The following is a 23,534-nucleotide window of genomic DNA, read 5'->3' as shown; positions in this document are numbered from 1 at the left end:
ATGTTTGAAGTCATGCTGAAATAGTTGGGTCAATTTGCCCTCAGAATAACTCAATCATGGGAATTGTAAGAGTTTATTTATCAGTTAACAACATATTTTTATTTAAAAAATTAGACCTAATTTTCAATTGATTGGGGTAATTAGTGTGTGAATTGGGGTAGTTAGGAGTAAATACGGGGGTAAGTTCTTCTACAGTGTGGTTAAAGTAAGAGTATTGACAAATAGCTTACTGAAAAGCTTGGGTTGCAGATTATATAGAAGTAAAGGTATGGCAAGAGCGAGTAAGCCTGCTGATTCCGTTGAGTTGGCGCGAATCATGCGGAATAAGGATACTGAGGATGGGATAGTGATTAGCTATCTCCAGTCGAAGAAGCGAGGGCAAACTGAGTTAGTATGTGAGGCCCTGCGGGCTTATTACCTGCCGTTTGCACTATCGGCTGCGGGAGTATCTGGTATAGAATTGCAGTCGGCCCTCCATGATGCGATCGCGCAACTTGAAGCCCAGATAATTAAGATGAAACGGACATTTGGGATGGAGGGGTTGCCCCAGGTAGTTCTTGTTAATCCTCATAGTGGAATTTTCTCGCAAGGTGTGATTGGCTTACAACCAACAATTGGAACTAATGGTGTGGGAGTAACTCCTGTTTCAACTAATTTAGTTACCCCTTCGGTTTCTTTTTTTGATTCCACTGAGCCAAGTCCTGACTCGCTACCTGTTACCTCAGAACCAGTCGGATCAAATATTTTGGAAGAAGATTCTGAAGATGATGGGTTCTTTAATGATGACGAGGATGACCCAATTGTCAAGGCAGAAATAGAAGTTGATGCAGGATTTCGTCTGGAATGAGGAGATTATGAGGAATGGGTGTTAGGTGTTAGAGAAAAGCATATTCTCTGCTTTCGCTTGTGATACTTGTGTAATTCCTATCCTTGTCATGTCTGTTGCTGTCGGCAATGTCTCCTGGAATGCGATCGCTTAGAATAATCGCTTCATATATCTCATCTATAAAAGCTGCAATTAAAAATCTCACTGTAAAGTAAATGATGTAATTGACCCCATTTGACATACCTTGTCATTACACAACACTGCTCAATTGCGAGACTTTTTAATGAGGTAATTGTGGGGATAGTTGAGGTAATACGGGGTGTGATGATGACAATCACATTATTTTAATTACAGAGAAAAGGCTAATTAGTTTTAATAATTTAACTTTTAGTTGATACATAATTAGGGTGTGATTGGGGTAATTTAGTCATGATTTAGGAAGTGTTTGTGTCAACGAGTACAAAGAAATATTTGATACTTTAATTTACTTATAAAATATAATTTTGATTTGTATTAGTGCTATGGAAAGAGACTTCAGTTAGTCCCTCAAAGATTTGGACTTACTTGCTTATTGGTAATTTGCTGTGGACTCCTTACTCAATAGAGTTGAGTATGAAAGTTGTAGCACTATTGATGAACATAACTGTAATGGTTTTTTCTACGCACTTTGTATGTAAAAAAGCTGTTAAACCCTGTAAAGAAAGTGTTTTACACCACAGTATTTTTCCCATTTCGGTTAAATTGGGAACGATAGTAAAAGGTAATAAAAGATAAAGATATGCCCAAAACTAAGGAGAAAACAGACGTAAAAAAGGTAATAATTACGATTGACATGGGTGCAAGTAAAACCAAGGCGATCGTTCAAGAGTATCCAGAGGGAAAGCCTGTTGTTTTACTTTTCGACTCAGAAGTAGCGGATGTTGCTAAAGCCTCAATTGAGAGCGTTCAACAAGAAGGTAGTCCTGAATCTCGTACTTGGGTAGGAATAGGCGATGAGTATTGCGCCTTGGGAGAGCTTGCCCGTCGTCGATTTGGAGGTATATCGCAGCTGAAGGAGCTAAAGTACGAACTAGCAGTCCCCAAAATTTGCGGTGCATTTTGGCTGGCTAAGGAAAAGTTGAACCTGGGTAATGATATTGCAGCTTACTTGAATGTCCTGCTGCCGCCGGGTGAGGTGCAAGACAAGGAACAGTTACAGGTTCGGTTGAAGGATGCGTTTCGGGGGTTTGATACACCAGCAGGCAAGATGCGTGTGAAAATGCTTCGTTATGATGCAGCGTCTGAAGGTAGTGGGATATTTTTTCACCGTAGGCGAACGCTTGGCGATCGTGTACCTGTTTCGATGTACGTAATGCTTGGTTATCGCAACGCGAGTATTTTCACCTTTCGGAGTGGTTCGATTGGCGCAGGAATAACCAGCAATTTTGGTATGTCTTGGTTAGTAAATAATTTGATTTCCAAAACATCGGGACTAAGCCCTGATAATTCCAATATTATTGAGGTACTGATAGAAGCTGGAGCCAGTTGTGACCCCCAGGTGATGCAAAAACTCTCACGCAAGCGTAAAGTTGATGAGATTCAACTTGATGGAGAGTCGATGTCCAAAGCTTTATTACTTGCTAGAGATGAATATTGGCGTGCGATCGCTAGGTGGTTGCGCTCGAAGATGGATGAGGATATTGAAGAACTGGTATTTTGCGGAGGGACTGCGGATTACATTCGTCCTGAAATAGATGCTTACTTCCAGAAAGAGGGGATTAAAGTATCCTGGCACGCTAATATTTTTATACCTGATGAAATATCTTCTGGTATGGACAATCGGATGGCGGATGTTTGGGCTTTCCACCAGCACATGATTATTCAGTTTGATAAGTTGACTGGTTACATACGCTCTGAGGTTGTACCGCTAACTAAATCTGTTGAAGGTAATACAAATAATACAGGTGAAGAAGTCAAACGTAAGTATAACTTTACTCCTTGTGAGCGGCCTAGTACCTTTATTGCTGTAAACGAGAATGTTTGATAGGTTCAGACAAAAATCAGTTTAGTAAAAAAAAGAATCAGTTAGAATAAGGTGCTGCATAAAACAGTACTTTTTAACTGACTCTTTTAAAGTTTAGTATGGCTGTTGGTCTAGCATTTGGGAACAATCAACATGAGAATTGGTAATTTCTGGAAAGTGTTGAATTACAGAGTTAATTTGCTCCATTTCTGCATATTGTTGTTCTCGTCTTTTGCGGAGTTCCCATGATTTACGGTTATAAGCTAACAAGTCTTCCAAACTCATGTTGAATTTGTGTTTTGCGAAAGTCAACAATTGTTCTGTGGTGTAACGATAATCTTCAGGACGACCAAAACAAATTTCAAACTGAGTCTTAAAAGCCTTCCAGTCGAAATTATCAGACCCCAATTGCCGTTGTGATTCGCGTCCGTAAAGATCACGAATTGAATAGAAAATGGCGTTGTACTTACGCACATCAAATGATTCAACTTTGAATTGCTCCATTGTCGAATCATCGATTGTAGTAACTTTGAGTTTAGTGGATTTATTAGCAGCCATAGTTGTCTCCTAGATAGGTTTTTCACTCTTAGCTGCGTCAGCATTAGTAAAAAAATCCCACTTTTACAAGTGAGATGTTCTGTATAATTAAATGACTTCTAATTATTTTGCTGATAAACGTTTACGCTGTTACCAAGTACGCTTTTAGGAATTAGTTTATCAGTATTTTTCGGCGAGACTTCTCTAAAAACTTTTAGTTTTTTTAACATTTCAAATTCAAATGTGTGTATCGCCGAGGGATTTATCAAGCTCTATTTTGATGGGCTGTCTTGGTCGTTCGTCATTCCTGGCTTATGATTCATCATTGCTTGGCAACACTTACATCCCGTTTGTTCTGGCTGCTGTGGCATTCGATTTGTTGGCGTTGTTCTTTGACTCGTCAGCACTTGGATTAGTTTTGCTTCGTTTATAGCCCTGACGGATTGATTCGGAGTCACAACTTCCCTGGATGTGTTTGCAAAGGAAGCAGTAGGGGTTAACGTAAGTAACGCAAAACTAGCTACAGCTCCGCTCAATACTATCTTAACGCCTGTACTAATGTTCATTTTTTTACTCTCCGTTATTCTTATCAAGCTAGTAGTTTCTGAAACACTAAGACTATGTTAAAGTCTCTATTCGGCTATAAAGTCAAGTAATAAATTTACTAGCTTCGTAAATTGTGAACGTGCATATCAGAGCAAGCAACTTCCTCAATCAAGCTACAAAGCTCTTTATTACAGGGATTATCCAAAGGTCGGTTTTCCCAACGCTGTTGATATGCCTCTAGCTCATCCTTCAGTTGCTTCATGCGATAAATCTGCTCCTCAAGATGAGCAATTTTCTGTTTAAGTAAATCCCGAACGAGGGGACAAGCAGGGTCGCCTTGGGAACGAATGCCTAGCACTTGCTGAATTTCAGACAGGGAAAACTGTAAGGATTGGGCTTTTTTGATGAATTGCAGCCTGTTGATTGCCTCGCAGTCGTAATAACGGTAGCCACTTTCACTTCTTTCAACTGGTTTTATCAAGCCCAAGCCTTCGTAATACCGAATTGTTCCCACTGCCACATCAGTTTGCTTCGCCAGCTCACCAATTTTCAGCAGCTTTTTTGGGGATGATACTTCACAGCAAACTTGTTTCACGACAGCAATCATAGTTATTTACTACTATGTGTTGTTATAACTTTAAAGTCTATAGTCGGCTAGAGAGTCAAGTGATAATTGGAAATTTTTGTGTAAAGTTTAATTACAATACTTGTAGGCAAAAATATTAGCTTAAAACTTGACAATGCAGGCTTGCAAATTTTAGGGAATGATATGTCCAAGAAATTTTAATAAAGGTTATTTGAAAAATAATATTTACCTATGGAGTTGACTCTATAGCCGACTAGAGGATTCAGAATGAATGAGTAGAAAAAATTTTTGGTAGACATGATGACAAAACGTCAAATTGAAATTTTTACAGCTGACTGTCCTCTTTGTGATGAAACAGTGCAAATGGTGCAAGAACTGACTTGTCCTGATTGTGAAGTATCAGTTTATAACCTGCGACAAGAGCAAGAAAAAGCCCAGCAGTATGGAGTAAATGCAGTACCAGCGATCGCAATTAATGGAAAACTTGTCTTAACTGGTAAACCGAATCTAGAACAGTTGCGAGCAGCTGGTGTAGGTCAACCCTTAAATTAGAAGTAGTAATAAGCAGAGATTTACCACCCAAATGGGTGGTAAATTCACATAAGGTACTATGTAAATATAAAGTTAGAAACACAACAGTTTTGCATTTCTCGTTTTACTAATAAAACATCAGCTAAATTAAACAGCATCGATCCAAAAATCAGCCGTGATGATTTTGCCATTGCGATTAAACTGACCCCAGAGCTTATACTTTCCTGGTTGAGGAAAGCTAGTCATAAAATGAACCTGTCCAGCAGGAGCATCTTTTAGCGCGTGAGCATGAATGTAATCTTCTGCTTTCAATGAGGTTGACTGTCGCAAGATAACTAAATGTCCTTTTTCTCCTAAGTATGGCTGCAAGTCTGTAAGCGGTTGATTATTAGAAGCATCTTGTAATTTAAACATTAAACTGACTTCTTTACCCGCTTTCATAGTAGGTTGAGAAACAGCAAGATTGACTTTAATATCATTGAACGTTTTACTGCGATTTAGGTTAATTTCTGGGGCTGCAATACTGTTTCCAGGAACTTGTGTTTTCAACACTGAAATTTGTTCTGTTTGACCAGCAGGTTTGTAGTCACTAAAAAATGTGTAATTGCCTGCTTGCGGAAAACGGGCTGCAACTTCAAACTGCCCATTTTCTTTATATGTGGGATGAAGATGGCTAAAAAACTGAAGATCATCACTGACAAGGATGAGGTGCATGAGCTTTTCTTGGAAAGTGTCAAAATTTGCGATCGCTTTCCCATCCGAATCTTGAACACCAATTACTATCGGAATGTTTTTATTAGGTGTAATAATGTTTGGGACTTTGAGTTTTGCCTGGGTAAATGCTTTGTTCCTATCACCTGTGCCACTTGTTAAATGTTCTCTGTGATTAATCTCACCTATAGAATGTTCTTCATGCTGATTTGTAGCAGCAGATATTGGTTTTCCTTTGTCTCTAATTAATAAAGAGCAACTTTGAATTAGTATCAAAGTGGTAGTTATAGCAATTGTATTCAGAAATCTATTCATTGATTTTGCTCCATTTTTTAATGATTGAAGTTATTCAAAAGTCTTAATTCGTCTGGGGAGTTAATATGGCAAGCATTAGAAACACAACTTTTAGTTATTAGTTATTCAGGTGCTAATTAAACTGAGAATTAGGCAAGCAACTGTAGATAAACTTGTTAATTCTGCCATGTCGTCAGTAGGGCGTTGCATAAATGCAGGATGAATTGGCGGGTGAAACCATTGATAATTCGTTCTAAATTGGGCGAAATCATCCCATGATTCAGCAACGCCGTCAGTAGAATTCTTAAACAGATAACTAACTGCTAAACCAATCGTCAGTGGAATCAGAAAAAGTAAACTTATATAAGTCACATCTCTTCTAAAAGCAGAAGGACTTTTCTGAAATGAATATTTGACTATCAGCAGTTCATCCAATGCTAACTACTGATAGTAGAATAAACTCAAAAACCTAAGCAGATGGATAACCGATAGCAGTTATTAGTTCCTTAATCTTAGTCTCAGGTGCTTGAGTTTCTATACTGACAAGTTTTGTTTTTGGATCAGCTTGCACTGTAGCTGTAGAATCAATTGATTGAATTGCTTTGGTGATAGTATTCGCGCAAGCAGAACAAGCGAGTTTGGGAACTGTTAGTTGCAGCGTCATAGTGTTAAATTCCTTACTGAGGATAACTAATTTTCTGAAAATCGTTGAATAGATATACGCTTAATCTACTCGACTAAAATTAGTTTAATTTCTCCAGCTTACGGGAGAGTCAATAGGTAAAATAAAAAAACAACTAACTTCTTTATTAATTGATTTCTATCAATAAAAAATTAGCATATCAACTTAGTTTAATGCGTTGATATGCTGATAAAAATTAAACGAACATCTTGATTGTTTAATTTCTTTCAATAATAGGACAAATTGTTTTTTCAGGATTTTCAGGTATGGTTTCCCAACCAGAAACTAATCCTGATAATTCGTGTCTCAAAATAAGTAATTGCTGAATTTGTTCATCAATAGCTTTAATCTTATCTTCTAGTTTAATTTTTATATGCTCACAAGGTAATTCCCCTCCATCATGAACATTTAAAAATTCCTTAATTTCTGACAAGCTTAATCCTAAGCTTTGAGCGCGTTTAATAAAGTGCAGTCGCTCTAAAACATCAGAGTTAAATAATCTAAATCCACCTTCTGTTCTTGCTAATGATTTGAGTAGACCAAGTTCTTCATAGTAGCGAATAGTTTTAATAGGTACACCGCTAGACTTGGCAACATTACCAATGAGTTTTGGCTCCCAATTTGCACGAGATGATCAGAAACTATACCTTGTACATACACCACTGCCTGTAATTGCTTCAAACTCTCTGACATCTGCTAACGCCACTTCTTGAGATTGGGCGTATCTCACAACCGCTTCTGCCAATGGATGTTCAGAATTGCGTTCCACAGATGCCGTAAGTTGCACCAACCTCATCTCATTGCCATTAGCAGTACCGTTGACGGTGACAAAATCGGTGACTGTTGGTTTACCCTGAGTAATGGTTCCAGTTTTATCTAGCACGATTGTTTGGATTTTGTGCGCCAGTTCTAGGCTTTCGGCACCTTTAATCAAAATCCCATTTTCTGCACCTTTACCTGTGCCTACCATCACAGAAGTTGGTGTGGCTAAACCCAACGCACAAGGACAGGCGATAATTAGTACCCCAACTGTGGTGATCAGCGCCAAAGTCACGTTACCCGTGAAATTAAACCAAATGATGAAAGTGAGTAGAGCGATCGCAATCACCGCAGGCACAAACCATCCTGTTACTTGGTCTGCTAATCTCTGAATTGGGGCTTTAGAACCCTGTGCTTGCTGTACTAATTGGACAATCTGCGCCAGCACAGTATCACTTCCGACTCGTGTCGCCCGAAACTTGAAACTCCCAGTTTTGTTAATAGTAGCTCCAATCACTTCATCGCCTGGTTGCTTTTTGACAGGCACGCTTTCCCCTGTCACCATCCCTTCATCAATTGTGGATGCTCCCTCAATTACTTCCCCGTCAACAGGAATTTTCTCGCCAGGACGAACCAATATCACATCTCCAATAATTACTTCTTCAATTGGGACATCTACTTCTCGTCCATTGCGAATCAAACGCGCTGTTTTAGCTTGTAACCCAATTAGCTTACGGATAGCTTCTGAGGTTTGTCCTTTAGCACGATTTTCAAATAGTCTGCCTAGCAAAATCAGGGTAATGACGACAGCAGCAGTTTCATAATACACATCTGGTGTTAACCCCTGATTGATGAAAAAGCTGGGAAATAATGTGGGAAATAGCGAATAAAAATATGCTGCACTTGTACCCAAAGCAATTAGGGTATCCATTGTGGCAGCATGACGTTTTAAAGCTTTCCAACCATTGATGTAGAAGGAGTAACCACACCAGAACTGTACTGGAGTAGTGAGTATCAACTGTATCCAAGGATTGTGCAGCCATACCGGGATAAAGGGTAAGTGCAACCCTGTCATCATGGGCAGTGAACCTATAACCAATACAGTGCTAATGATGCCTCCTGCCACCACCTTTCGCATTAAATCGCGGGATTCTCTTAAGCGATGTCTTTTTTCAGCATCATCTTCTCCCGCCATCAGGTTTTGTTCTTGGAGTGGGTAGGCGGAGTAACCTGCTGCATCTACCGCCTCTTGAATGGCTTCTAAATCAGTTCTTCTAGGGTCATATTTAACTGTTGCCTGTTCTGCTCCAAAATTCACGATACATTCATTGACACCGGGGACAGAATTAATCGCGTCTTCAATGCTGCTGGCACAAGAGGCACAACTCATGCCGCGCAGTTTGAGTGTGGTATTCTCCATCTGGCTGCTCCAGTTACTAAGTGGCGTTAACTAACAACTAACTAATTTCATCTTGAATGCTCCAGTTCACTGGAGAGTCAAGAGTCCAGGCTGAAGAATTTTTTTAAGCACATATTAGATGCAGCTTTGTGAGTGCTTACACTTAGAGATGTAGATGGTGAATATGCGATCAAATTGCTATCAATACCAGCAGCGTCAGTCTGAAGTTACTGTTCGCAGTGCTAAGGTTATCTTTCTTAGAGATTTGCGGATGCGTTAGCGTTCGCGGAGCGTCTCGTAGAGAAGCTCACCGTTCGCGTAGCGTCTCGCAGAGAAGGTATCGCGTCATACCAATGAGGTAATAAATATTTCTAGCTACTGAGGTATGGGGATTTCATGCAGATTTCATGCTGATATGCACTCTTACATCTGTACGACTAGCACTAACCTTTGATTTCATCCTGATTTCATTTTTGGCTGTCAAACTATCTAGTAAGTGCAACGGTCGCTTTGTAAATAACTAGTTATCTGGGCAATTTTATTACCCAAGCCAAAGATAAATAACCGAAGGGGTTGACTCTCCAGCCAACTGGAGATTGGAAAATGAAATCAGGAAATATTTAGATGATCCCTATGCAACGTTCTACTCTGAGAAACAGCTTTTTGTCATTGACCTTGGTAGCGATCGCTTCTTTTTCCAGCAGCTTGCTCACAGCCTGTTCTACAACTGCTTCCCAAAACCAAAGCCAAGCACCAAACTCTACTACTACCAATACCACTGATAAGCAACCCATGAACCATGACAGTGGCTCAATGCATCATGGTAGCGGTATGAACCACAGCATGGCAATGGATTTAGGCCCAGCCGATGCTAACTATGATTTGCGGTTTATAGATGCGATGATTCCGCACCATCAGGGGGCAACGGTAATGGCCAAGGAAGCACAGCAGAAATCGAAACGCCCACAGATCAAAAAACTAGCAGACGAAATTATCAAAGCACAAAACCAAGAAATTACCCAGATGAAACAGTGGCGTACAGCCTGGTATCCCAAAGCAGAAGATAAACCTGTGGCTTATGATGCCAAACAGGGTAAGACAGTGGAGATGTCATCTGAGCAAATGCAGTCCATGATGATGAACATGGACTTAGGTGCAGCTGATACAGAATTTGACCTGCGCTTTATCAACGCAATGATTCCTCACCATGAATCAGCTGTAGTTATGGCGAAAGATGCCTTACAAAAGTCTCAGCGTCCTGAAATCAAAAACTTGGCTCAAGAAATTATTAAAGCGCAAGAAGCAGAGATTAACCAAATGAAACAATGGCGCAAAGCTTGGTATAACAAGTAGTCTCAAGTTTCAATGTCTACTTAGAAACGGGTACAAAGTTTGCCGATGCAATTGAGAATTCTGAATGTCAAAAAAAGCTACTTTCTCAATTCTCAATTTCATGCCAATTTCATTTTGAGATGAAAGACTGAGAATGAGGTGCAGAAAAATCTCCTAAAAAAAGCTAGCTTTTTTTACCAAATATAAATACTCGATCGCCTTCCTTTGCCCTCATACTTAAGGATTTCTGATAGCGATGCCAAACTCTTTGCGTTTCCAACCAATTGTTATCATACGTTGTGTTTCTGGTACACTTGTCAGCCTGCTGTTATTAGCAAGCCCCATAGTCGTTTTAGCCCACGGCGGACACGGAAATGAATTTCAAGGAGAAAGTGAAGCCACTCCGGCAACTAGTTCCATTCAAGTTGATACTCAAACTGCCCAACGGTTAGGAATTAAAGTTGAGCCAGTTAAACGCCAAAAACTAGCAGTTGGTATTAAAACTACCGGACAAATTGAAACTTTACCCAGCCAAAGAGTGGAAGTGACTACCCCAATTTCAGGGGCAAAAGTAGTTGAATTACTAGTAGAACCCGGTGCAAACGTCAAGAAAGGCCAACCTGTAGCTGTTGTATCCAGCCCTGACTTGGTGGAATTGCGGGTTAACTCCCAAGAAAAACTAGCACAAGGTCAGGCTGATTTACGGCAAGCACAAGCTGATTTGAGGCTAGCCCAGCAGAATTACGATCGCTATCAGCAAATAGCCGCAGCTGAAATAGCTCAAGCCCAAAGCCAAGTAGCATTTGCTCAAGAAAAGTATAACAAAGATAGACAGTTAGCTGATGCTGGTGCTTTGCCACGTCGTACAGCCCTAGAATCCCAAACCCAGTTAGCAGAAGCTAAGGCTAAACTAACCACAGCTAACAGTCGCCGCGATGTGATCGAGGCTGAGGCTAAACTCAAAACGGCTCAATCATCTGTTGAACTGGCCCAATCAAAAATCCAACTTAGTAGCACCACATATCAAACTCGCCTTTCTCAATTGGGAAACCGGGCTAATGCTCAAGGACTGGTGACAGTAAATGCTCCGATTTCCGGGAAGGTTGCTGGCAGAGAAGTTACTCTCGGTCAAACATTCCAGGACGCAGGTGGCAAGTTAATGACGATTGTGAATGACAGCCGTGTTTTTGCCACAGCGAATATTTATGAAAAAGATTTAGACAAAATTAAGACTGGTCAACGAGTCAGCTTGAAAGTGGCTTCTGTACCTAATCGCACCTTTAATGGACGAATTGCCGTAATTGAATCTGTGGTAGCAGGTGATACGCGCGTTGTGCCTGTGAAAGCCGAAATAGATAACTCCAGTGGAGTTCTCAAACCTGGAATGTTTGCTGAGTTGGAAGTGTTGACAAACCAAACTTCGTCAGATGTTTTGGCTATCAACAGTGCATCTGTGGTAGAAGCAAATGGCAAGAAACAGGTTTATGTGCAGAATGGTAACGCTTATCAACCTGTTGAAGTTACCTTGGGTCAAACTTCGCAAGACATGGTTGAGGTAAAAACTGGTTTATTCGAGGGTGATTTGATCGTTACCCAGCGCGCGCCGCAACTTTACGCTCAATCTTTGCGGGGTGATACCAAGACGACAGCAGACGAACACACCGAAATTCCTGCACAGGTAACGGAAACTAAAACGCCTAGCTTACCACTACCCTGGTGGATTGCCGCAGGAGGGGGAGCTACTCTAGCTACTGTAGCTTTTATGGCAGGTACTTTTTGGGCTGGTCGTCGCAGCAAACATCAATATCAACTAGCCACAGGAGTTAGCTATGTCACAGAAGAACATCTCAATAGTTCCACTCAAGTAGAGCTATCACCAGAATTTAATGATAACCACCGGGTGGCGAGTCAAGATTCAGAAATCAAGATTGAGAAATAACAATGCTGAGTGCGATTATTAAATGGGCGATCGCTCGCCGTTGGTTAGTCATCTTAGGTACAATTATCCTGACAATTTGGATATTTCGGACAATTATCCAAATGCCCTTGGATGTTTTTCCTAGCTTTGCACCACCCCAAGTTGAAATTCAAACTGAAGCACCAGGACTCGCCCCCGAAGAATTAGAATCCCTGGTAACTTTACCAATTGAAAGTGCGATTAATGGCACTCCAGGAGTAACAGCAGTACGCTCATCGTCAGCTGCGGGAATTTCTGTCGTCAAAGTCATTTTTAACTGGGACACTGATATTTATCAAGCTCGCCAGCTAGTAACAGAGCGATTACAACAAGCCCAAAGTAAGCTTCCCGAAGGGGTAGAAACTCCGCAAATTTCTCCCACTAGTTCTCCCATTGGCACAGTATTACAATATGCCTTCACGTCTCAAAGCACTCCTTTAATGGAAGTGCGGCGGATTGTTGATTGGCAAGTAACAAACCGCCTTTTAGCTGTGCCTGGTGTTAGTCAGGTAGTGGCGTATGGTGGCGATGTTCGCCAATATCAAGTATTAGTCGATCCAGCGAAGCTAAGAGCCTTTAATGTCACTTTGGAAGACTTAGAGCAAGCAGCCAAAGCTGCTAATGTTAACGCTCCTGGAGGCTATTTAATTACTCCTGACCGAGAAAAGTTAATTCGCGGGATTGGCAGAATTGAATCTATTGAAGAATTACAGCAATCAGTAATTACTGCCCGCAATGGTACGCCTGTCAAAATCTCAGATATCGCTGACGTGCAAATTGGTGCAGCTATTAAACGGGGCGATGGCAGTTTTAACGGTCAAAAGGCAATTGTTGTGATGATTAATAAACAGCCTCAAGCCGATACTCCCACCGTCACCCGTGCGATTGAAGCAGCGATGTCAGAGATTCAAGCAGGCTTACCCAAAGATATCAAAGTCACCCCAACATTTCGTCAAGAAAACTATATTGATTCTTCTATTGAAAATGTTAGAGAAGCTTTAATTGAAGGCAGTATTATTGTTGCTTTAATTTTAATTCCTTTTTTAATGAATTGGCGCAACTTAGCTATTTGTTTAACTGCCCTACCTTTATCTTTATTACTAGGAGTACTACTACTAAATTGGTTGGGACAAGGTTTAAATACTATGACCTTGGGAGGGTTAGCAGTCGCAATTGGTTCAGCCGTTGATGACGCGATTGTTGATGCTGAGAACGTCTATCGTAACTTGCGAGAAAATAAATATTCCCCTAACCCACGTCCAGTTTTAGATGTTGTATTTGATGGCTGTCAAGAGGTACGTGATTCAGTATTTGGAGCTACCATAATTACCATAGTTGTCTTCTCTCCAGTTTTTGCTTTAGCTGGTGTGGAAGGTAGCATTTTTATCCCAATGGGATTAGGCTATATGGCAGCAGTTATCGCCTCTAGTATTACGGCATTAACTGTGACTCCAGCTTTATGTGCAATCTTATTACCTTATGGTCGCTTGCCAGAAACAGAACCTTGGGTTGCAAGATTTTTTAAGAGGCTGTATCGTCCTCTACTAACATTTTCTCTGCGGTATTCTGGAATTGTTATAGGGGCTGCGATCGCTAGTTTGGTGGCTGCGGCTGTAATTGTCCCTTCCTTCGGCAGAATATTTTTACCAGAGTTTCAGGAGCAAACTTTGGTAAATACCCTCACTCTTTATCCGGGGGTTTCTCTAGAAGCTACTAATGCAGCTGGTGAAGCACTTCAGCACGCACTCAAGGGAGACTCTAGATTTCCCTACGTACAATTACGTTCTGGGCGTGCGCCTGGAGATGGAGACGCAGCCGGGGTAAATTTAGGACACTTGGATATCGAGTTAAGCGACGCAGGAATGAAAGATAGGGAGGGGACGATTGAGAAGTTACGCCAAGAATTTGCGAAATTACCGGGAGTAGCACCGAATATTGGGGGCTTTATCTCACACCGTATGGATGAGGTGTTGTCTGGGGTGAGGAGTGCGATCGCAGTCAAAATCTTTGGCCCCGACTTAGAACAACTCCGCACAATTGGACAGCAGGTTGATGATGTCATGAAAACCGTTAATGGGATTGTAGATTTACAACTAGAACCCCAAATACCAATTGAACAAATACAAATTAAATTCAACCGACCTGCTGCTTCACGGTATGGTTTGACAGTAGGCAAACTGTCTGAGATTATTGAAACTGCTCTGAATGGGCGAGTAGTATCTCAAGTTTTAGAAAAACAACAAACTTTCGATTTGACTGTATGGTTAAAGCCAGATGCACGGCAAAACTTGGATACGATTCGCAATTTGTTAGTTGATACTCCTAATGGTCAAAAAATTCCTTTAGCACAGGTTGCCACAATTGAAAATGGTACTGGGCCTAATACTATAAATAGAGAGAATGTATCCCGCTTGATTGTTGTGTCCGCTAACGCTAATGGTAGAGATTTGCGTTCCATTGTTAATGAAATTCGAGACAAAGTTAATCAAGAGGTACATCCACCCTCTGGTTACTATATCCAGTATGCGGGGCAATTTGAGGCGGAAGAAAGAGCAACTCAAAATATCTTAATTTCGAGTGCGATCGCCTTTGTTGCAATTACAGTAATTATGTACCTTTCTGTCAAATCTATTCCTTCCACCGCCATGATTATGATTAACTTGCCTTTGGCGTTGGTGGGGGGAGTATTTTCAGTAGCTTTGTCTGGCGGCGTTATTTCAATTGCCTCTTTAGTTGGCTTTATCACTCTATTTGGAGTTGCTACCCGCAATGGTTTGTTACTTGTGGATAATTACAACACTAAATTTGCGGAAGGTACACCAGTTAAAGAAGTTCTGATTAAAGGCTCAATGGAACGTCTGAATGCTATTTTGATGACAGCTTTTACCTCTGCTTTAGGATTAGCACCTCTAGTAGTTGAGAGTGGCCCCGGAAAAGAAATCTTACAACCACTTTCAATAGTGGTGTTAGGTGGTTTATTTACTTCTACCGCATTAACTTTAATGGTCTTACCAGCTTTATATGCTAAGTTTGGTAAGTTCTTGTTGCCTAAACGTACTATCTCAGTTGTAGGGGATGGCAAAGTACCAAAAGCAGTTTTTGAGTAATGATAAATATCATAAGAATTTTATTTTTTATAATCCTTGATGAAACGTCTAAAAATAATTGTTAGCCTTGAGTAAATTTTGAGTCATCTTGATGCTTTCAGTACAAAAGGTGTTAGTAATCAGGTTAATGAAGATTTCTATATATTCACTATGACCGAAACCAAAGTTCGCCAGCAGTATGACAAGCTAGCAGCAATATATGACCAACGCTGGAATAGTTATGTTGCAAATACGCTTTCATTTCTGAAAGACTGGGTGCAAATATCTCCATCAACAACTGTGCTGGATGTTGCCTGTGGAACAGGTGAATTTGAACGGTTATTGTTAACTGAGAACCCAACGCAACGTATAACTGGAGTAGACATTTCAGAGAAGATGCTGCTTGTAGCTCAACAAAAACTTCAAGCATATCCTCATGTCTCGTTTCATACTGCTAGCGCATCGACGTTGCCATTTGAAAATAATAGTTTCGATGTAGTTGTATCTGCCAATTCGTTCCATTATTTTGATGACCCAAATGCCGCATTAATCGAGATGAAACGTGTATTGAAACCTGACGGTAAAGTAATTATTTTGGATTGGTGCAAAGATTATTTATTGTGCCGCCTTTGCGATTTTATATTAAAGTTGGTTGATCCTGCTTATAAGCAGTGTTATTCCCAATTTGAATTTCACAATTTACTCAAATCTGCACAGTTTGATATTGAGCGAGCAACAAAATTTCATTTTGGTGTAGTGTGGGGAATGATGGTTGCTACAGCGACACCACAACCATGACTAAAAATAAAAAATACAACGTTGCATAAATGCGGAATGAATTGGTGATTGAAACTATTAAAAATGCGTTCCCAATTAGGTGAGATTATCTCATGATATGGCTAACGCCAAGCTGCGCTAACAGCAACGCTAAAAATACTACACCCCTTCTAGAAAATAGCAGAGTGGTGAAAATGGTCTTGTCAAGACTATTTTCCAGCTTTGATAAATATGCCCCCTCCCCCCATTAGTGTTAAAGTATTACTATAAAAGACTTTTATAACTATGCCCCTTGATAAATGAATACCTTGACATTTTTCCGCAGCTTGAGAAATCCGGTATTTGCAAGGCTATATACTGCTCAAACCACTAGTTTATTGGGTGATGCGCTTACTTGGGTGGGTTTAGCCCTTCTGGCTTTTAACTTAGCTGGAAAGAATGCGGCGGTTGTACTTTCAGTAGCTTTAACTCTGCGTGTTACCGCTTTTGTATTGCTGTCCCCTCTTGCAGGTGCGATCGCAGACCGCCTCGACCGTAAGAAAATCATGGTCATTACCCACATATTCAGAATGTTAATTGTGGGTCTGTTGCCTTTTGTAACGCAGATTTGGCAAGTTTACATATTGATATTTGCGCTGAACGTTTTTAATGCTTTTTTCACCCCAACTTACCAAGCCACAATTCCATTAGTCACGGGTGAGAATGACTATCCACAAGCTATTGCTCTTTCGTCCGCTACTTACCAATTGCTTGGTGTACTTGGCCCTGGTATCGCTGGAAGTGTCGCCGCCTTCATTGGTGCAAGACAAGTCTTCTTTTTGGATGCTCTCAGCTTTGCGATCGCGGCAGTCTTAATCTTTACCCTACCAGGTCAGCTCGTCGTTGCACAAAATCAACAGCCTTCCAGAACAACACGCCGAACATGGGGAGACATTAAAGACGGTACAACTCGCCTACTTACAGATGCACCTATTCGTTACGCGCTAGCGATGCAGTTAGTCGCATCAATTGCCGGAGCGCAAATCTTAGTCAATACTGTTGGCTATGTCCAAGGTACACTTAAGTTGGGAGAAGTGCAGTACGGCTGGGTGATGGCAGCTTTTGGGATTGGTGCAACCCTCTGTGCAGTTATTTATGGTACTTTCAATAGAAGTTTGCCGCGTACAACGTTTGTTTTTATTGGTGCAACTTTGATCACCTTAGCTTTGTTACCTGCCAACTACGCAAATTTAACAGTATTGATGCTTTTATGGTTGGTAGCGGGTGCGGGGCAAAATTTAGTCAACTTACCCACTCAGACATTAATTGCAGACCGTATCCCGACTGCTATACAAGGGCGAGTTTATGGCGCACACTTTGCCTGGAGTCATCTTTGGTGGGCAATCTCCTACCCTCTTGCGGGTTGGTTAGGAAGTCACTTTGCTGAACGTGAGTTTATTTACGGTAGCTTAGTGGGCTTGATGCTGCTAGTGGTAGTGCAAATTACCCTCTCGCCTCATCCACATGAACACGAACACTTTCACTATCTTAGTGTGCATGAACATAAACACATCCACGATGAACACCATCAGCATGACCACGATGAGGGGATAGTTATTATAGGCGAACCTCACAACCATGTTCACGAACACACGACGATTATCTATCACACTCACCCTCACACTAGGGACATTCACCATCGCCATAGTCATTAAACTGCTGTTGCCAATATGTTGAGTAGATATTGGTTAAAACATTCTTACAGGGTTAAGATGAAGCACTATCACCATCTTTTAGACCGAATGCTGCTTGCCACCTTTGCGGATGACGCGGCACTAAAATTCTTACATCGGGGTCTGGTAATCCAATATTCGCTTCTTTCAACGCAGCAACTATCGCCTGTCTAACTGCTGATGTCGTAGCTACAAAATCAGAACGCCGCGAATCTGTCCAAAAGCGGGTTTCAACTACAACGTCATCTTGTCCTAAATCTCGTATCCGCACAGAAACCCCCGGCTCATCAAGTACCTCTTGCGTTGCCTGGGCTGCATCTTTTAAAATAGTAACCACTTGTTGCAGGTCGCTATCGTAACCAATGAATAGTTCGACACTGCTACGACGGATAGGTGCAGCTGTGTTATTAATGATTCGAGAAGTAAACACTTCAGCATTAGGAATTAGTACCACGCGACCATCGTATGTACGAAGTTGGGTAGCACGCAATTCTATACGTTCAACGTTTCCTTCGGTTTCGCCAACAACAATTTGATCGCCCAACTCAAAAGGACGTAAGACAAGAATTAGCATACCACTAATAAAGTTGGAGATGATATCCTTGAGGGCAAATCCCAAGGCAAGGCTAGTTAATCCTAATCCAGTAGCCACAGCCTGGGGATCAAAACCAAAAGCATCAAGGGCAACTATCAAGCCGAGTGTCCAAACGGCGTAATATGCAACCTGCTTAATTAGGTTTTCAACGGTCAAATCTTCAACGATGTGGCGGAAGATAATTCGCATCAGCCAGCGTATGAATGTGGCTATTGCCCAGAAAAGACCAATTACTAAAATAGCAGCGATCGCACGCGGAATAATTGTGATGGCAGATTCTATCAGTCGCCCAAAAGCAGTCTCTACTGATGCTTGTACTTCTGCTACAAATCGCCCCCAAGGCGAAAGGCGGCGTTGACTTGCTCGTTTAAGAGCAGCATCAATTGCCTGTGACCATTGGATAGCTAGCGCGTCAACGGTTGTTAAATTGTCTTGAGCATCTGTTGTAGTTAGAGTAACAATTGGTACTCCCGCACTAGTAATAACACGCTTTTGCTTATCTTGGGAAGTTTCAATCTGAGGTGGAGAAATTGCTGTTGGATTTTCTAATAACCGATTCATGCGTCGTTCGATTTGCCTTGCTCAATCTGATGCCTTGGTGTTATCCACTGCACTTACTCGGAACAATGCACGACCATCTAGACGTACTGTTACTCGTTCATCTTGCGCCCTCACTGAATTGGGTATAGTTATTGATATCACAACCAAAATGGTGAGTAAAAATACCCAAATTGTGCGAGTCTGTGCTAGTTTGCTCAAGCGATTTGTGATTACTGTTCTGGTTCTTAGCCTCACAATTAAATTACCCTCGCAAACATCCACTTAGCCACAAATCAAAATTTTTGATTTGCCTATTGATAAGATTAATAAATTACTGTTATTGCTTAAAAATAAAGCTATGTGCGATATTTGTCTTCATGCTTGCGAAAGAAACCCTGAAGCTAAAAAGGCATAATAGCTTAACGCATTGGCATATTGTCTGTTTAGCAATTTTTTAACAGTGTGCGTAGGCATAGCCCGCCAAAGGTATCGCCTTGCTATTCGGCTGCAAGAACAAACACAACAATTAGAACAACTACAAGCACTACGCCAACCGTAAAAATTGCTCCAAATTGAGATTTCTTGGAGTCGATAGAATTTCATTCCAATTTCATCGTCAAGTGTGATGATGATAAATGCAATTAAATGTGATTTGACAATTACAGCTTTCTCTTAGCACCGAATTGCCAGTCATCAACTCAAAGGTAACAGCAGTGACAACAAAAACCTTTCAAACCATCCCCCGTAATGTCTGGGTTTTGGGATTTGTCAGCTTGTTAACTGATATTAGTTCCGAGATGATTCATTCGGTGTTGCCGTTATTTTTAATTTCGGCATTAGGAGCAAATTTGCTAACAGTTGGGTGGATTGAGGGAATTGCAGAATCAACTGCTTCTGTACTGAAAGTCTTTTCAGGAGCCTTAAGCGATTATTTAGGACAGCGTAAGAGATTAGCTGTTGTTGGTTATGGATTATCTACCTTAGTAAAACCTCTGTTCGCATTGGCAACTAGTCCTGCTTGGGTATTGATGGCTCGTTTTGGCGTTAGCGAAGCTCCTCCGTTAGGAGGCTCGCGTTGGTAAGGGAATTCGTGTAGCTCCCCGCGATGCAATCGTAGCAGATGTTACCGATAGCGTTAATCGTGGAGCTGCCTACGGTTTGCGGCAATCTTTAGACACCATCGGCGCATTCACTGGGCCACTAGTTGCATTCATCTTGATGTCTTTTTCAGGACAGAACTTTCGTCTAGTTTTCTGGTTAGCGGTGCTTCCCGGTATTTTAGCAGTAGCCCTTTTGGCAACTGGCGTGCGCGAACCTGACAATAGAAATAATCGAAGGCAGAATAATCCTCTACATTGGTCTGCTTTGCAAAGTTTGGGTAAAAGCTATTGGGTGCTAGTTGCGGTTGCACTACTATTTAATCTCGGTAACTCTAGCGATGCTTTTTTATTGCTGCAAGCACAGCAAGCTGGAGTATCCGCCTCACTAGTACCACTTACCCTAGTTGTAATGAATATAGCTTACTCTCTCAGTGCTTATCCAGTAGGATTGCTATCTGACCGCATTGGTAGATTGGGGCTGCTAGTGGGTGGATTTTGTGTGTATGCTTTAGCATATTTAGGTTTTGCATTTGTTGATGCTCCTTGGCAGGTGTGGGGACTATTTGCGCTGTATGGTCTGCATCAGGGAATGAGTCAGGGCATATTGTTAGCACTGGTAGCAGATAGAGTTCCGTCCCATCTGCGGGGTACTGCTTTTGGGTTAATTAATTTGGCTACTGGTGTAGCGCTCTTACCAGCTAGCCTGTTAGGAGGTGTTTTGTGGCAAACAATCAGTCCAAAAGCAACTTTCATCACTGGAAGTATTTTCGCTTTGAGTGCGATCATATAGGAATCATATTTGATTTCTGAAAAAAACTACGAGATAATGCGGAAAGAGCTATCGGTCTAATAACGAACAATGATAAACCAGCATCTAGAAATGGCGATCACAGAATTACAAGAATTTATAGATAGTCGCCCAGATGCGCGGGAAGTAAGAAAAGCTTTAGCGGTGAAACTGGTTTATCAAGGCTATAAGTATGAAGAAATTCAAACTATTTTAGATGTATCTGTTGGTTCAATAACAAGCTGGAAGCAAGCTTATAAGGAAAATGGAATTTTAGGATTACGCTTAAATCATAAAGGTAGAAAGAGTTATTTAAGTGATGAACAGCTACAAGAAGTATTAAGCTGGTTACAAACAAAAGATACTTGGGAGCTTGGAGAACTGGAGTACAAATTGGCTTTTGAATATGATGTCATCTACGAATCGAAACGGAGTTATTATGATTTATTTGATGCGGCGGGAATTAGTTGGAAAAAAACTACTGGCTTAAATCCAAAGGCTGACAAAGAGGCTGTAGCTGCAAAAAAAAACAGATTGAAACATTGTTGGCAAGCAACAGAGACGAGATAGAAGCTCGAAGACTGAGAGTATTACTAATAGATGAGTGCCATCTGTTATGGGGAGACATAACTGGTTATGTGTGGGGTAAAACTGACCAAGAAATAGCAATTGGCATCGTTAACGAACGAGAAAAACAGACATACTACGGGGCGGTTGATTATCTAGATGGCAAGTTACTTCTTAAAGCTTATAATGCTGGTAACTCAAACAATACGATTGATTATTTACGTTATTTATTAGACTCTTCTCCCAACCAGCGATTACTTCTTCTTTGGGATAGTGCTTCTTATCATCGTTCACATCTGGTTCAAAACTTTTTAGGCGAAGTAAATCAAGATTTACCTCAAGAGCAGTGGAAAATTCATTGCATCCGCTTTGCTCCTAATTGCCCATCACAAAATCCTATTGAAGATATTTGGTTACAAGCAAAAACCTGGGTGAGGCGTTTTTGTGCTTTAATTCCAACATTTCGCCATTTAAAGTGGATGTTTGAGTGGTTCATTAGAAACACTACCTTTGATTTTATGTCTCTTCAGATGTACGGAGTTTTTTCATAAATCAAATACTAGTCCTATATTACTGCTGGTATTTGAAGCCGGAAGACGAAAATCAGTAGGTAAAGAGTAAAAATCTTCATTGCCAGCTATCTCTTTCCAAGTTCTTGACTTTTTCTCTCTACGATGAACCTGCAAGTTCAGATAACGTGTTGGTAGTCCAGCAGCAAATAGGAGCAATAATGAACAAAGTTGCAAAAGTCACAATTTTCTTTTGGATTATGAAGATCATTGCCACGACGCTGGGCGAGACGGCAGGTGACTTCATCTCAATGTCTCTTGGGTTGGGGTATTACGTAGCCTTTGCCGTAACTTTTGCCATTCTGGCTATTCTCCTATTTTTTCAAATTCAATCCGACAGATATCGTCCAGCCCTTTACTGGTTGGCCATCATTGCGACAACCACAGCCGGAACTGAAGTTTCAGACCTGATGGATCGATCTTTGGGGCTAGGCTACGCAATGGGATCGCTGATCCTGGTAACCTGTCTCTTGAGCGTTCTTACCATCTGGTATTACCGGGATCGAGATTTGAGTGTTTATCCAATCGTGAGGAAAGACGCAGAGACAACGTATTGGCTGGCGATTGTGTTCTCCAACAGTTTGGGAACAGCCTTTGGTGATTTTCTGACAAGCAACTTAGGACTGAGCTATATCCAGGGCGCATTCGTGACAGCTAGCGTCATTGGTGTTGTCATCGCCCTTCACTACGTAACAAAGTTGAGCGATATTCTCCTATTCTGGCTCGCGTTCATCTTCACGCGACCCTTCGGAGCTACCTTCGGAGATTTTCTTACCAAACCGATAAAAGATGGCGGTTTATCACTGCCAAGGGGCTATGCTTCAGTGATCGCCTTTATCCTGCTGGCGGTTGTCCTATTCTTTTCCGTGCGAAAGGAGAAAAAAGTGCGTTACCCAATTGAGTGATACGTTTAAGCAGATAGATGACTATTTTTTGTTAAATACAAAATAAATAGTATAGAAATATGAGAATTTTAATAGTTGAAGATGATGATCGCATCGCTAAACCCTTAGCTGAAGATTTAAAACATCAACATCATGCTGTTGATATTGCTGGTGATGGAATTGAAGGTTGGGAATACGCCCAAGCAGGTAATTATGATTTAATTTTATTAGATTTAATGTTGCCGCGCTTAGATGGAATCACTCTCTGTAAACGGCTACGTGCTTCTAATTGTAATGCTTTTATTCTGATGTTGACAGCACGAGATACAACCCCAGATAAAATAATTGGACTTGATGCTGGTGCAGATGATTATTTAGTTAAACCATTTGAACTAGAAGAATTAGCAGCACGAATTCGAGCTTTATCTCGAAGGAGTCCAGAAACTCGCCAATTAATTTTAATTCATGGTGAGCTACAACTAGACCCTAGTAATTGTCATGTAACTTACGCAGGTAAGCCTCTATCATTAACACCCAAAGAATACATGATATTGGAATGTTTTTTGAAAAATCCTACTCAAATTTTGACTCGCTCGGCAATTTTAGATAAATTGTGGGAGTTTGATAAATTATCCGGAGAGGAAACCGTTAAAACTCACATTACAAATTTAAGAAAGAAACTGAGAGCGATAGGAAGTTCAGAAGATTTTATCGAAACTGTCTACGGTGTTGGTTATCGTCTGTGTCCTAAGTGA

Annotated in this window: 20 protein-coding genes and 3 pseudogenes; 13 read left to right on the top strand and 10 right to left on the bottom strand. The window is 41.0% G+C overall.

What is annotated here, in order from left to right:
- The first annotated feature begins 268 nt into the window (after positions 1 to 268).
- The gene (locus NCWK1_RS18700; protein WP_103125761.1) at positions 269 to 847 is read left to right on the top strand and encodes a hypothetical protein; all 579 of its coding nucleotides are present in this window, start codon (positions 269 to 271) and stop codon (positions 845 to 847) included.
- Between the two features lie 28 nt (positions 848 to 875).
- Here the strand turns inward: NCWK1_RS18700 and NCWK1_RS29935 are convergent, their stop codons facing one another.
- Positions 876 to 1,067: a hypothetical protein gene (locus tag NCWK1_RS29935; protein WP_222838799.1), complete on the bottom strand. Its 192-nt coding sequence runs from the start codon at positions 1,065 to 1,067 to the stop codon at positions 876 to 878.
- Between the two features lie 537 nt (positions 1,068 to 1,604).
- Between NCWK1_RS29935 and NCWK1_RS18695 the strand changes: the two genes are divergently transcribed.
- A complete protein-coding gene (locus tag NCWK1_RS18695; RefSeq protein WP_103125760.1) occupies positions 1,605 to 2,849 on the top strand; it encodes a ParM/StbA family protein in 1,245 nt (414 codons plus the stop codon).
- Positions 2,850 to 2,942: 93 nt separating this feature from the next.
- Here NCWK1_RS18695 and NCWK1_RS18690 read toward each other — a convergent pair whose 3' ends face one another.
- From NCWK1_RS18690 to NCWK1_RS18680, 3 genes are all read right to left on the bottom strand, one after another.
- Positions 2,943 to 3,386 carry a type 1 periplasmic-binding domain-containing protein gene (locus tag NCWK1_RS18690; RefSeq protein ID WP_017307614.1) on the bottom strand — a complete coding sequence of 148 codons (444 nt, stop codon included), beginning with the start codon at positions 3,384 to 3,386 and terminating at the stop codon, positions 2,943 to 2,945.
- Between the two features lie 251 nt (positions 3,387 to 3,637).
- Positions 3,638 to 3,823 carry a hypothetical protein gene (locus NCWK1_RS30205; protein ID WP_245894940.1) on the bottom strand — a complete coding sequence of 62 codons (186 nt, stop codon included), beginning with the start codon at positions 3,821 to 3,823 and terminating at the stop codon, positions 3,638 to 3,640.
- A 206-nt stretch (positions 3,824 to 4,029) separates the two neighbouring features.
- Positions 4,030 to 4,518 (bottom strand): heavy metal-responsive transcriptional regulator, encoded by a 489-nt coding sequence (locus tag NCWK1_RS18680; protein ID WP_103125758.1) that lies wholly within the window; start codon positions 4,516 to 4,518, stop codon positions 4,030 to 4,032.
- A 279-nt stretch (positions 4,519 to 4,797) separates the two neighbouring features.
- On the opposite strand from NCWK1_RS18680, the gene NCWK1_RS18675 reads away from it, so the two are divergent.
- Complete coding sequence (locus NCWK1_RS18675) at positions 4,798 to 5,049, top strand: thioredoxin family protein (protein WP_045873755.1); 252 nt, start codon at positions 4,798 to 4,800, stop codon at positions 5,047 to 5,049.
- A gap of 126 nt (positions 5,050 to 5,175) precedes the next feature.
- Here the strand turns inward: NCWK1_RS18675 and NCWK1_RS18670 are convergent, their stop codons facing one another.
- The 5 genes and pseudogenes from NCWK1_RS18670 to NCWK1_RS18650 form a co-directional block, all read right to left on the bottom strand.
- A complete protein-coding gene (locus tag NCWK1_RS18670; RefSeq protein ID WP_103125757.1) occupies positions 5,176 to 6,054 on the bottom strand; it encodes a hypothetical protein in 879 nt (292 codons plus the stop codon).
- 105 nt (positions 6,055 to 6,159) lie between these two features.
- Positions 6,160 to 6,405, bottom strand: a complete 246-nt coding sequence (locus NCWK1_RS18665) for a hypothetical protein (RefSeq protein WP_146034008.1) — start codon at positions 6,403 to 6,405, stop codon at positions 6,160 to 6,162.
- Between the two features lie 97 nt (positions 6,406 to 6,502).
- Complete coding sequence (locus tag NCWK1_RS18660; protein ID WP_103125755.1) at positions 6,503 to 6,697, bottom strand: heavy-metal-associated domain-containing protein; 195 nt, start codon at positions 6,695 to 6,697, stop codon at positions 6,503 to 6,505.
- A gap of 235 nt (positions 6,698 to 6,932) precedes the next feature.
- Complete coding sequence (locus NCWK1_RS18655; protein WP_103125754.1) at positions 6,933 to 7,319, bottom strand: heavy metal-responsive transcriptional regulator; 387 nt, start codon at positions 7,317 to 7,319, stop codon at positions 6,933 to 6,935.
- Positions 7,320 to 7,324: 5 nt separating this feature from the next.
- Positions 7,325 to 8,894, bottom strand: a pseudogene (locus NCWK1_RS18650) (heavy metal translocating P-type ATPase); the annotation flags it as partial.
- A gap of 603 nt (positions 8,895 to 9,497) precedes the next feature.
- Between NCWK1_RS18650 and NCWK1_RS18645 the strand changes: the two are divergent.
- The 5 genes from NCWK1_RS18645 to NCWK1_RS18625 all read left to right on the top strand — a co-directional run bounded on the left by NCWK1_RS18645 (position 9,498) and on the right by NCWK1_RS18625 (position 17,719).
- Positions 9,498 to 10,226: a DUF305 domain-containing protein gene (locus NCWK1_RS18645; protein ID WP_103125753.1), complete on the top strand. Its 729-nt coding sequence runs from the start codon at positions 9,498 to 9,500 to the stop codon at positions 10,224 to 10,226.
- A gap of 235 nt (positions 10,227 to 10,461) precedes the next feature.
- Positions 10,462 to 12,144, top strand: coding sequence for an efflux RND transporter periplasmic adaptor subunit (locus NCWK1_RS18640; RefSeq protein ID WP_103125752.1), 1,683 nt, complete (start codon positions 10,462 to 10,464; stop codon positions 12,142 to 12,144).
- A 2-nt stretch (positions 12,145 to 12,146) separates the two neighbouring features.
- Positions 12,147 to 15,269 (top strand): efflux RND transporter permease subunit, encoded by a 3,123-nt coding sequence (locus NCWK1_RS18635; RefSeq protein WP_103125751.1) that lies wholly within the window; start codon positions 12,147 to 12,149, stop codon positions 15,267 to 15,269.
- Between the two features lie 150 nt (positions 15,270 to 15,419).
- On the top strand, positions 15,420 to 16,046 hold the full coding sequence (locus tag NCWK1_RS18630) for a class I SAM-dependent methyltransferase (protein WP_103125750.1): 627 nt from the start codon (positions 15,420 to 15,422) through the stop codon (positions 16,044 to 16,046).
- Positions 16,047 to 16,324: 278 nt separating this feature from the next.
- On the top strand, positions 16,325 to 17,719 hold the full coding sequence (locus tag NCWK1_RS18625; RefSeq protein WP_103125749.1) for an MFS transporter: 1,395 nt from the start codon (positions 16,325 to 16,327) through the stop codon (positions 17,717 to 17,719).
- Positions 17,720 to 17,771: 52 nt separating this feature from the next.
- Here NCWK1_RS18625 and NCWK1_RS18620 read toward each other — a convergent pair whose 3' ends face one another.
- Entirely contained in the window at positions 17,772 to 18,893 is a 1,122-nt protein-coding gene (locus NCWK1_RS18620; RefSeq protein WP_245894939.1) for a mechanosensitive ion channel family protein, read from the bottom strand.
- Here NCWK1_RS18620 and NCWK1_RS30200 point away from each other — a divergent pair.
- From NCWK1_RS30200 to NCWK1_RS18590, 5 genes and pseudogenes are all read left to right on the top strand, one after another.
- Positions 18,892 to 19,158: a hypothetical protein gene (locus tag NCWK1_RS30200; RefSeq protein WP_245894938.1), complete on the top strand. Its 267-nt coding sequence runs from the start codon at positions 18,892 to 18,894 to the stop codon at positions 19,156 to 19,158. The genes NCWK1_RS18620 and NCWK1_RS30200 overlap by 2 nt on opposite strands.
- A gap of 427 nt (positions 19,159 to 19,585) precedes the next feature.
- Positions 19,586 to 20,762, top strand: a pseudogene (locus NCWK1_RS18610) (MFS transporter).
- A 93-nt stretch (positions 20,763 to 20,855) separates the two neighbouring features.
- A pseudogene (locus NCWK1_RS18605) lies at positions 20,856 to 21,877 on the top strand (IS630 family transposase); the annotation flags it as partial.
- A 179-nt stretch (positions 21,878 to 22,056) separates the two neighbouring features.
- Entirely contained in the window at positions 22,057 to 22,800 is a 744-nt protein-coding gene (locus NCWK1_RS18595) for a COG4705 family protein (RefSeq protein ID WP_103125746.1), read from the top strand.
- 59 nt (positions 22,801 to 22,859) lie between these two features.
- Positions 22,860 to 23,534, top strand: coding sequence for a response regulator transcription factor (locus NCWK1_RS18590; RefSeq protein WP_103125745.1), 675 nt, complete (start codon positions 22,860 to 22,862; stop codon positions 23,532 to 23,534).

This window comes from Nostoc cycadae WK-1, assembly GCF_002897135.1.
In the GTDB taxonomy this organism is placed as follows: Bacteria; Cyanobacteriota; Cyanobacteriia; order Cyanobacteriales; family Nostocaceae; genus Nostoc_B.
Note: the sequence above shows the minus strand (reverse complement) of the source record. Positions and strands in the feature narration are given on the sequence as shown.

What these genes read in the sequence shown, in the direction of transcription:
- NCWK1_RS18640 (WP_103125752.1), top strand. Translation starts at nt 10,462, where the DNA reads ATGCCAAACTCTTTGCGTTTCCAACCAATTGTTATCATACGTTGTGTT.
- NCWK1_RS18680 (WP_103125758.1), bottom strand. Translation starts at nt 4,518, where the DNA reads ATGATTGCTGTCGTGAAACAAGTTTGCTGTGAAGTATCATCCCCAAAA.
- NCWK1_RS30200 (WP_245894938.1), top strand. Translation starts at nt 18,892, where the DNA reads ATGCGTCGTTCGATTTGCCTTGCTCAATCTGATGCCTTGGTGTTATCC.
- NCWK1_RS18695 (WP_103125760.1), top strand. Translation starts at nt 1,605, where the DNA reads ATGCCCAAAACTAAGGAGAAAACAGACGTAAAAAAGGTAATAATTACG.
- NCWK1_RS18675 (WP_045873755.1), top strand. Translation starts at nt 4,798, where the DNA reads ATGACAAAACGTCAAATTGAAATTTTTACAGCTGACTGTCCTCTTTGT.
- NCWK1_RS18630 (WP_103125750.1), top strand. Translation starts at nt 15,420, where the DNA reads ATGACCGAAACCAAAGTTCGCCAGCAGTATGACAAGCTAGCAGCAATA.
- NCWK1_RS18670 (WP_103125757.1), bottom strand. Translation starts at nt 6,054, where the DNA reads ATGAATAGATTTCTGAATACAATTGCTATAACTACCACTTTGATACTA.
- NCWK1_RS18590 (WP_103125745.1), top strand. Translation starts at nt 22,860, where the DNA reads ATGAGAATTTTAATAGTTGAAGATGATGATCGCATCGCTAAACCCTTA.
- NCWK1_RS18595 (WP_103125746.1), top strand. Translation starts at nt 22,057, where the DNA reads ATGAACAAAGTTGCAAAAGTCACAATTTTCTTTTGGATTATGAAGATC.
- NCWK1_RS29935 (WP_222838799.1), bottom strand. Translation starts at nt 1,067, where the DNA reads ATGTCAAATGGGGTCAATTACATCATTTACTTTACAGTGAGATTTTTA.
- NCWK1_RS18635 (WP_103125751.1), top strand. Translation starts at nt 12,147, where the DNA reads ATGCTGAGTGCGATTATTAAATGGGCGATCGCTCGCCGTTGGTTAGTC.
- NCWK1_RS18620 (WP_245894939.1), bottom strand. Translation starts at nt 18,893, where the DNA reads ATGAATCGGTTATTAGAAAATCCAACAGCAATTTCTCCACCTCAGATT.
- NCWK1_RS18645 (WP_103125753.1), top strand. Translation starts at nt 9,498, where the DNA reads ATGATCCCTATGCAACGTTCTACTCTGAGAAACAGCTTTTTGTCATTG.
- NCWK1_RS18660 (WP_103125755.1), bottom strand. Translation starts at nt 6,697, where the DNA reads ATGACGCTGCAACTAACAGTTCCCAAACTCGCTTGTTCTGCTTGCGCG.
- NCWK1_RS18625 (WP_103125749.1), top strand. Translation starts at nt 16,325, where the DNA reads ATGAATACCTTGACATTTTTCCGCAGCTTGAGAAATCCGGTATTTGCA.
- NCWK1_RS18700 (WP_103125761.1), top strand. Translation starts at nt 269, where the DNA reads ATGGCAAGAGCGAGTAAGCCTGCTGATTCCGTTGAGTTGGCGCGAATC.
- NCWK1_RS18690 (WP_017307614.1), bottom strand. Translation starts at nt 3,386, where the DNA reads ATGGCTGCTAATAAATCCACTAAACTCAAAGTTACTACAATCGATGAT.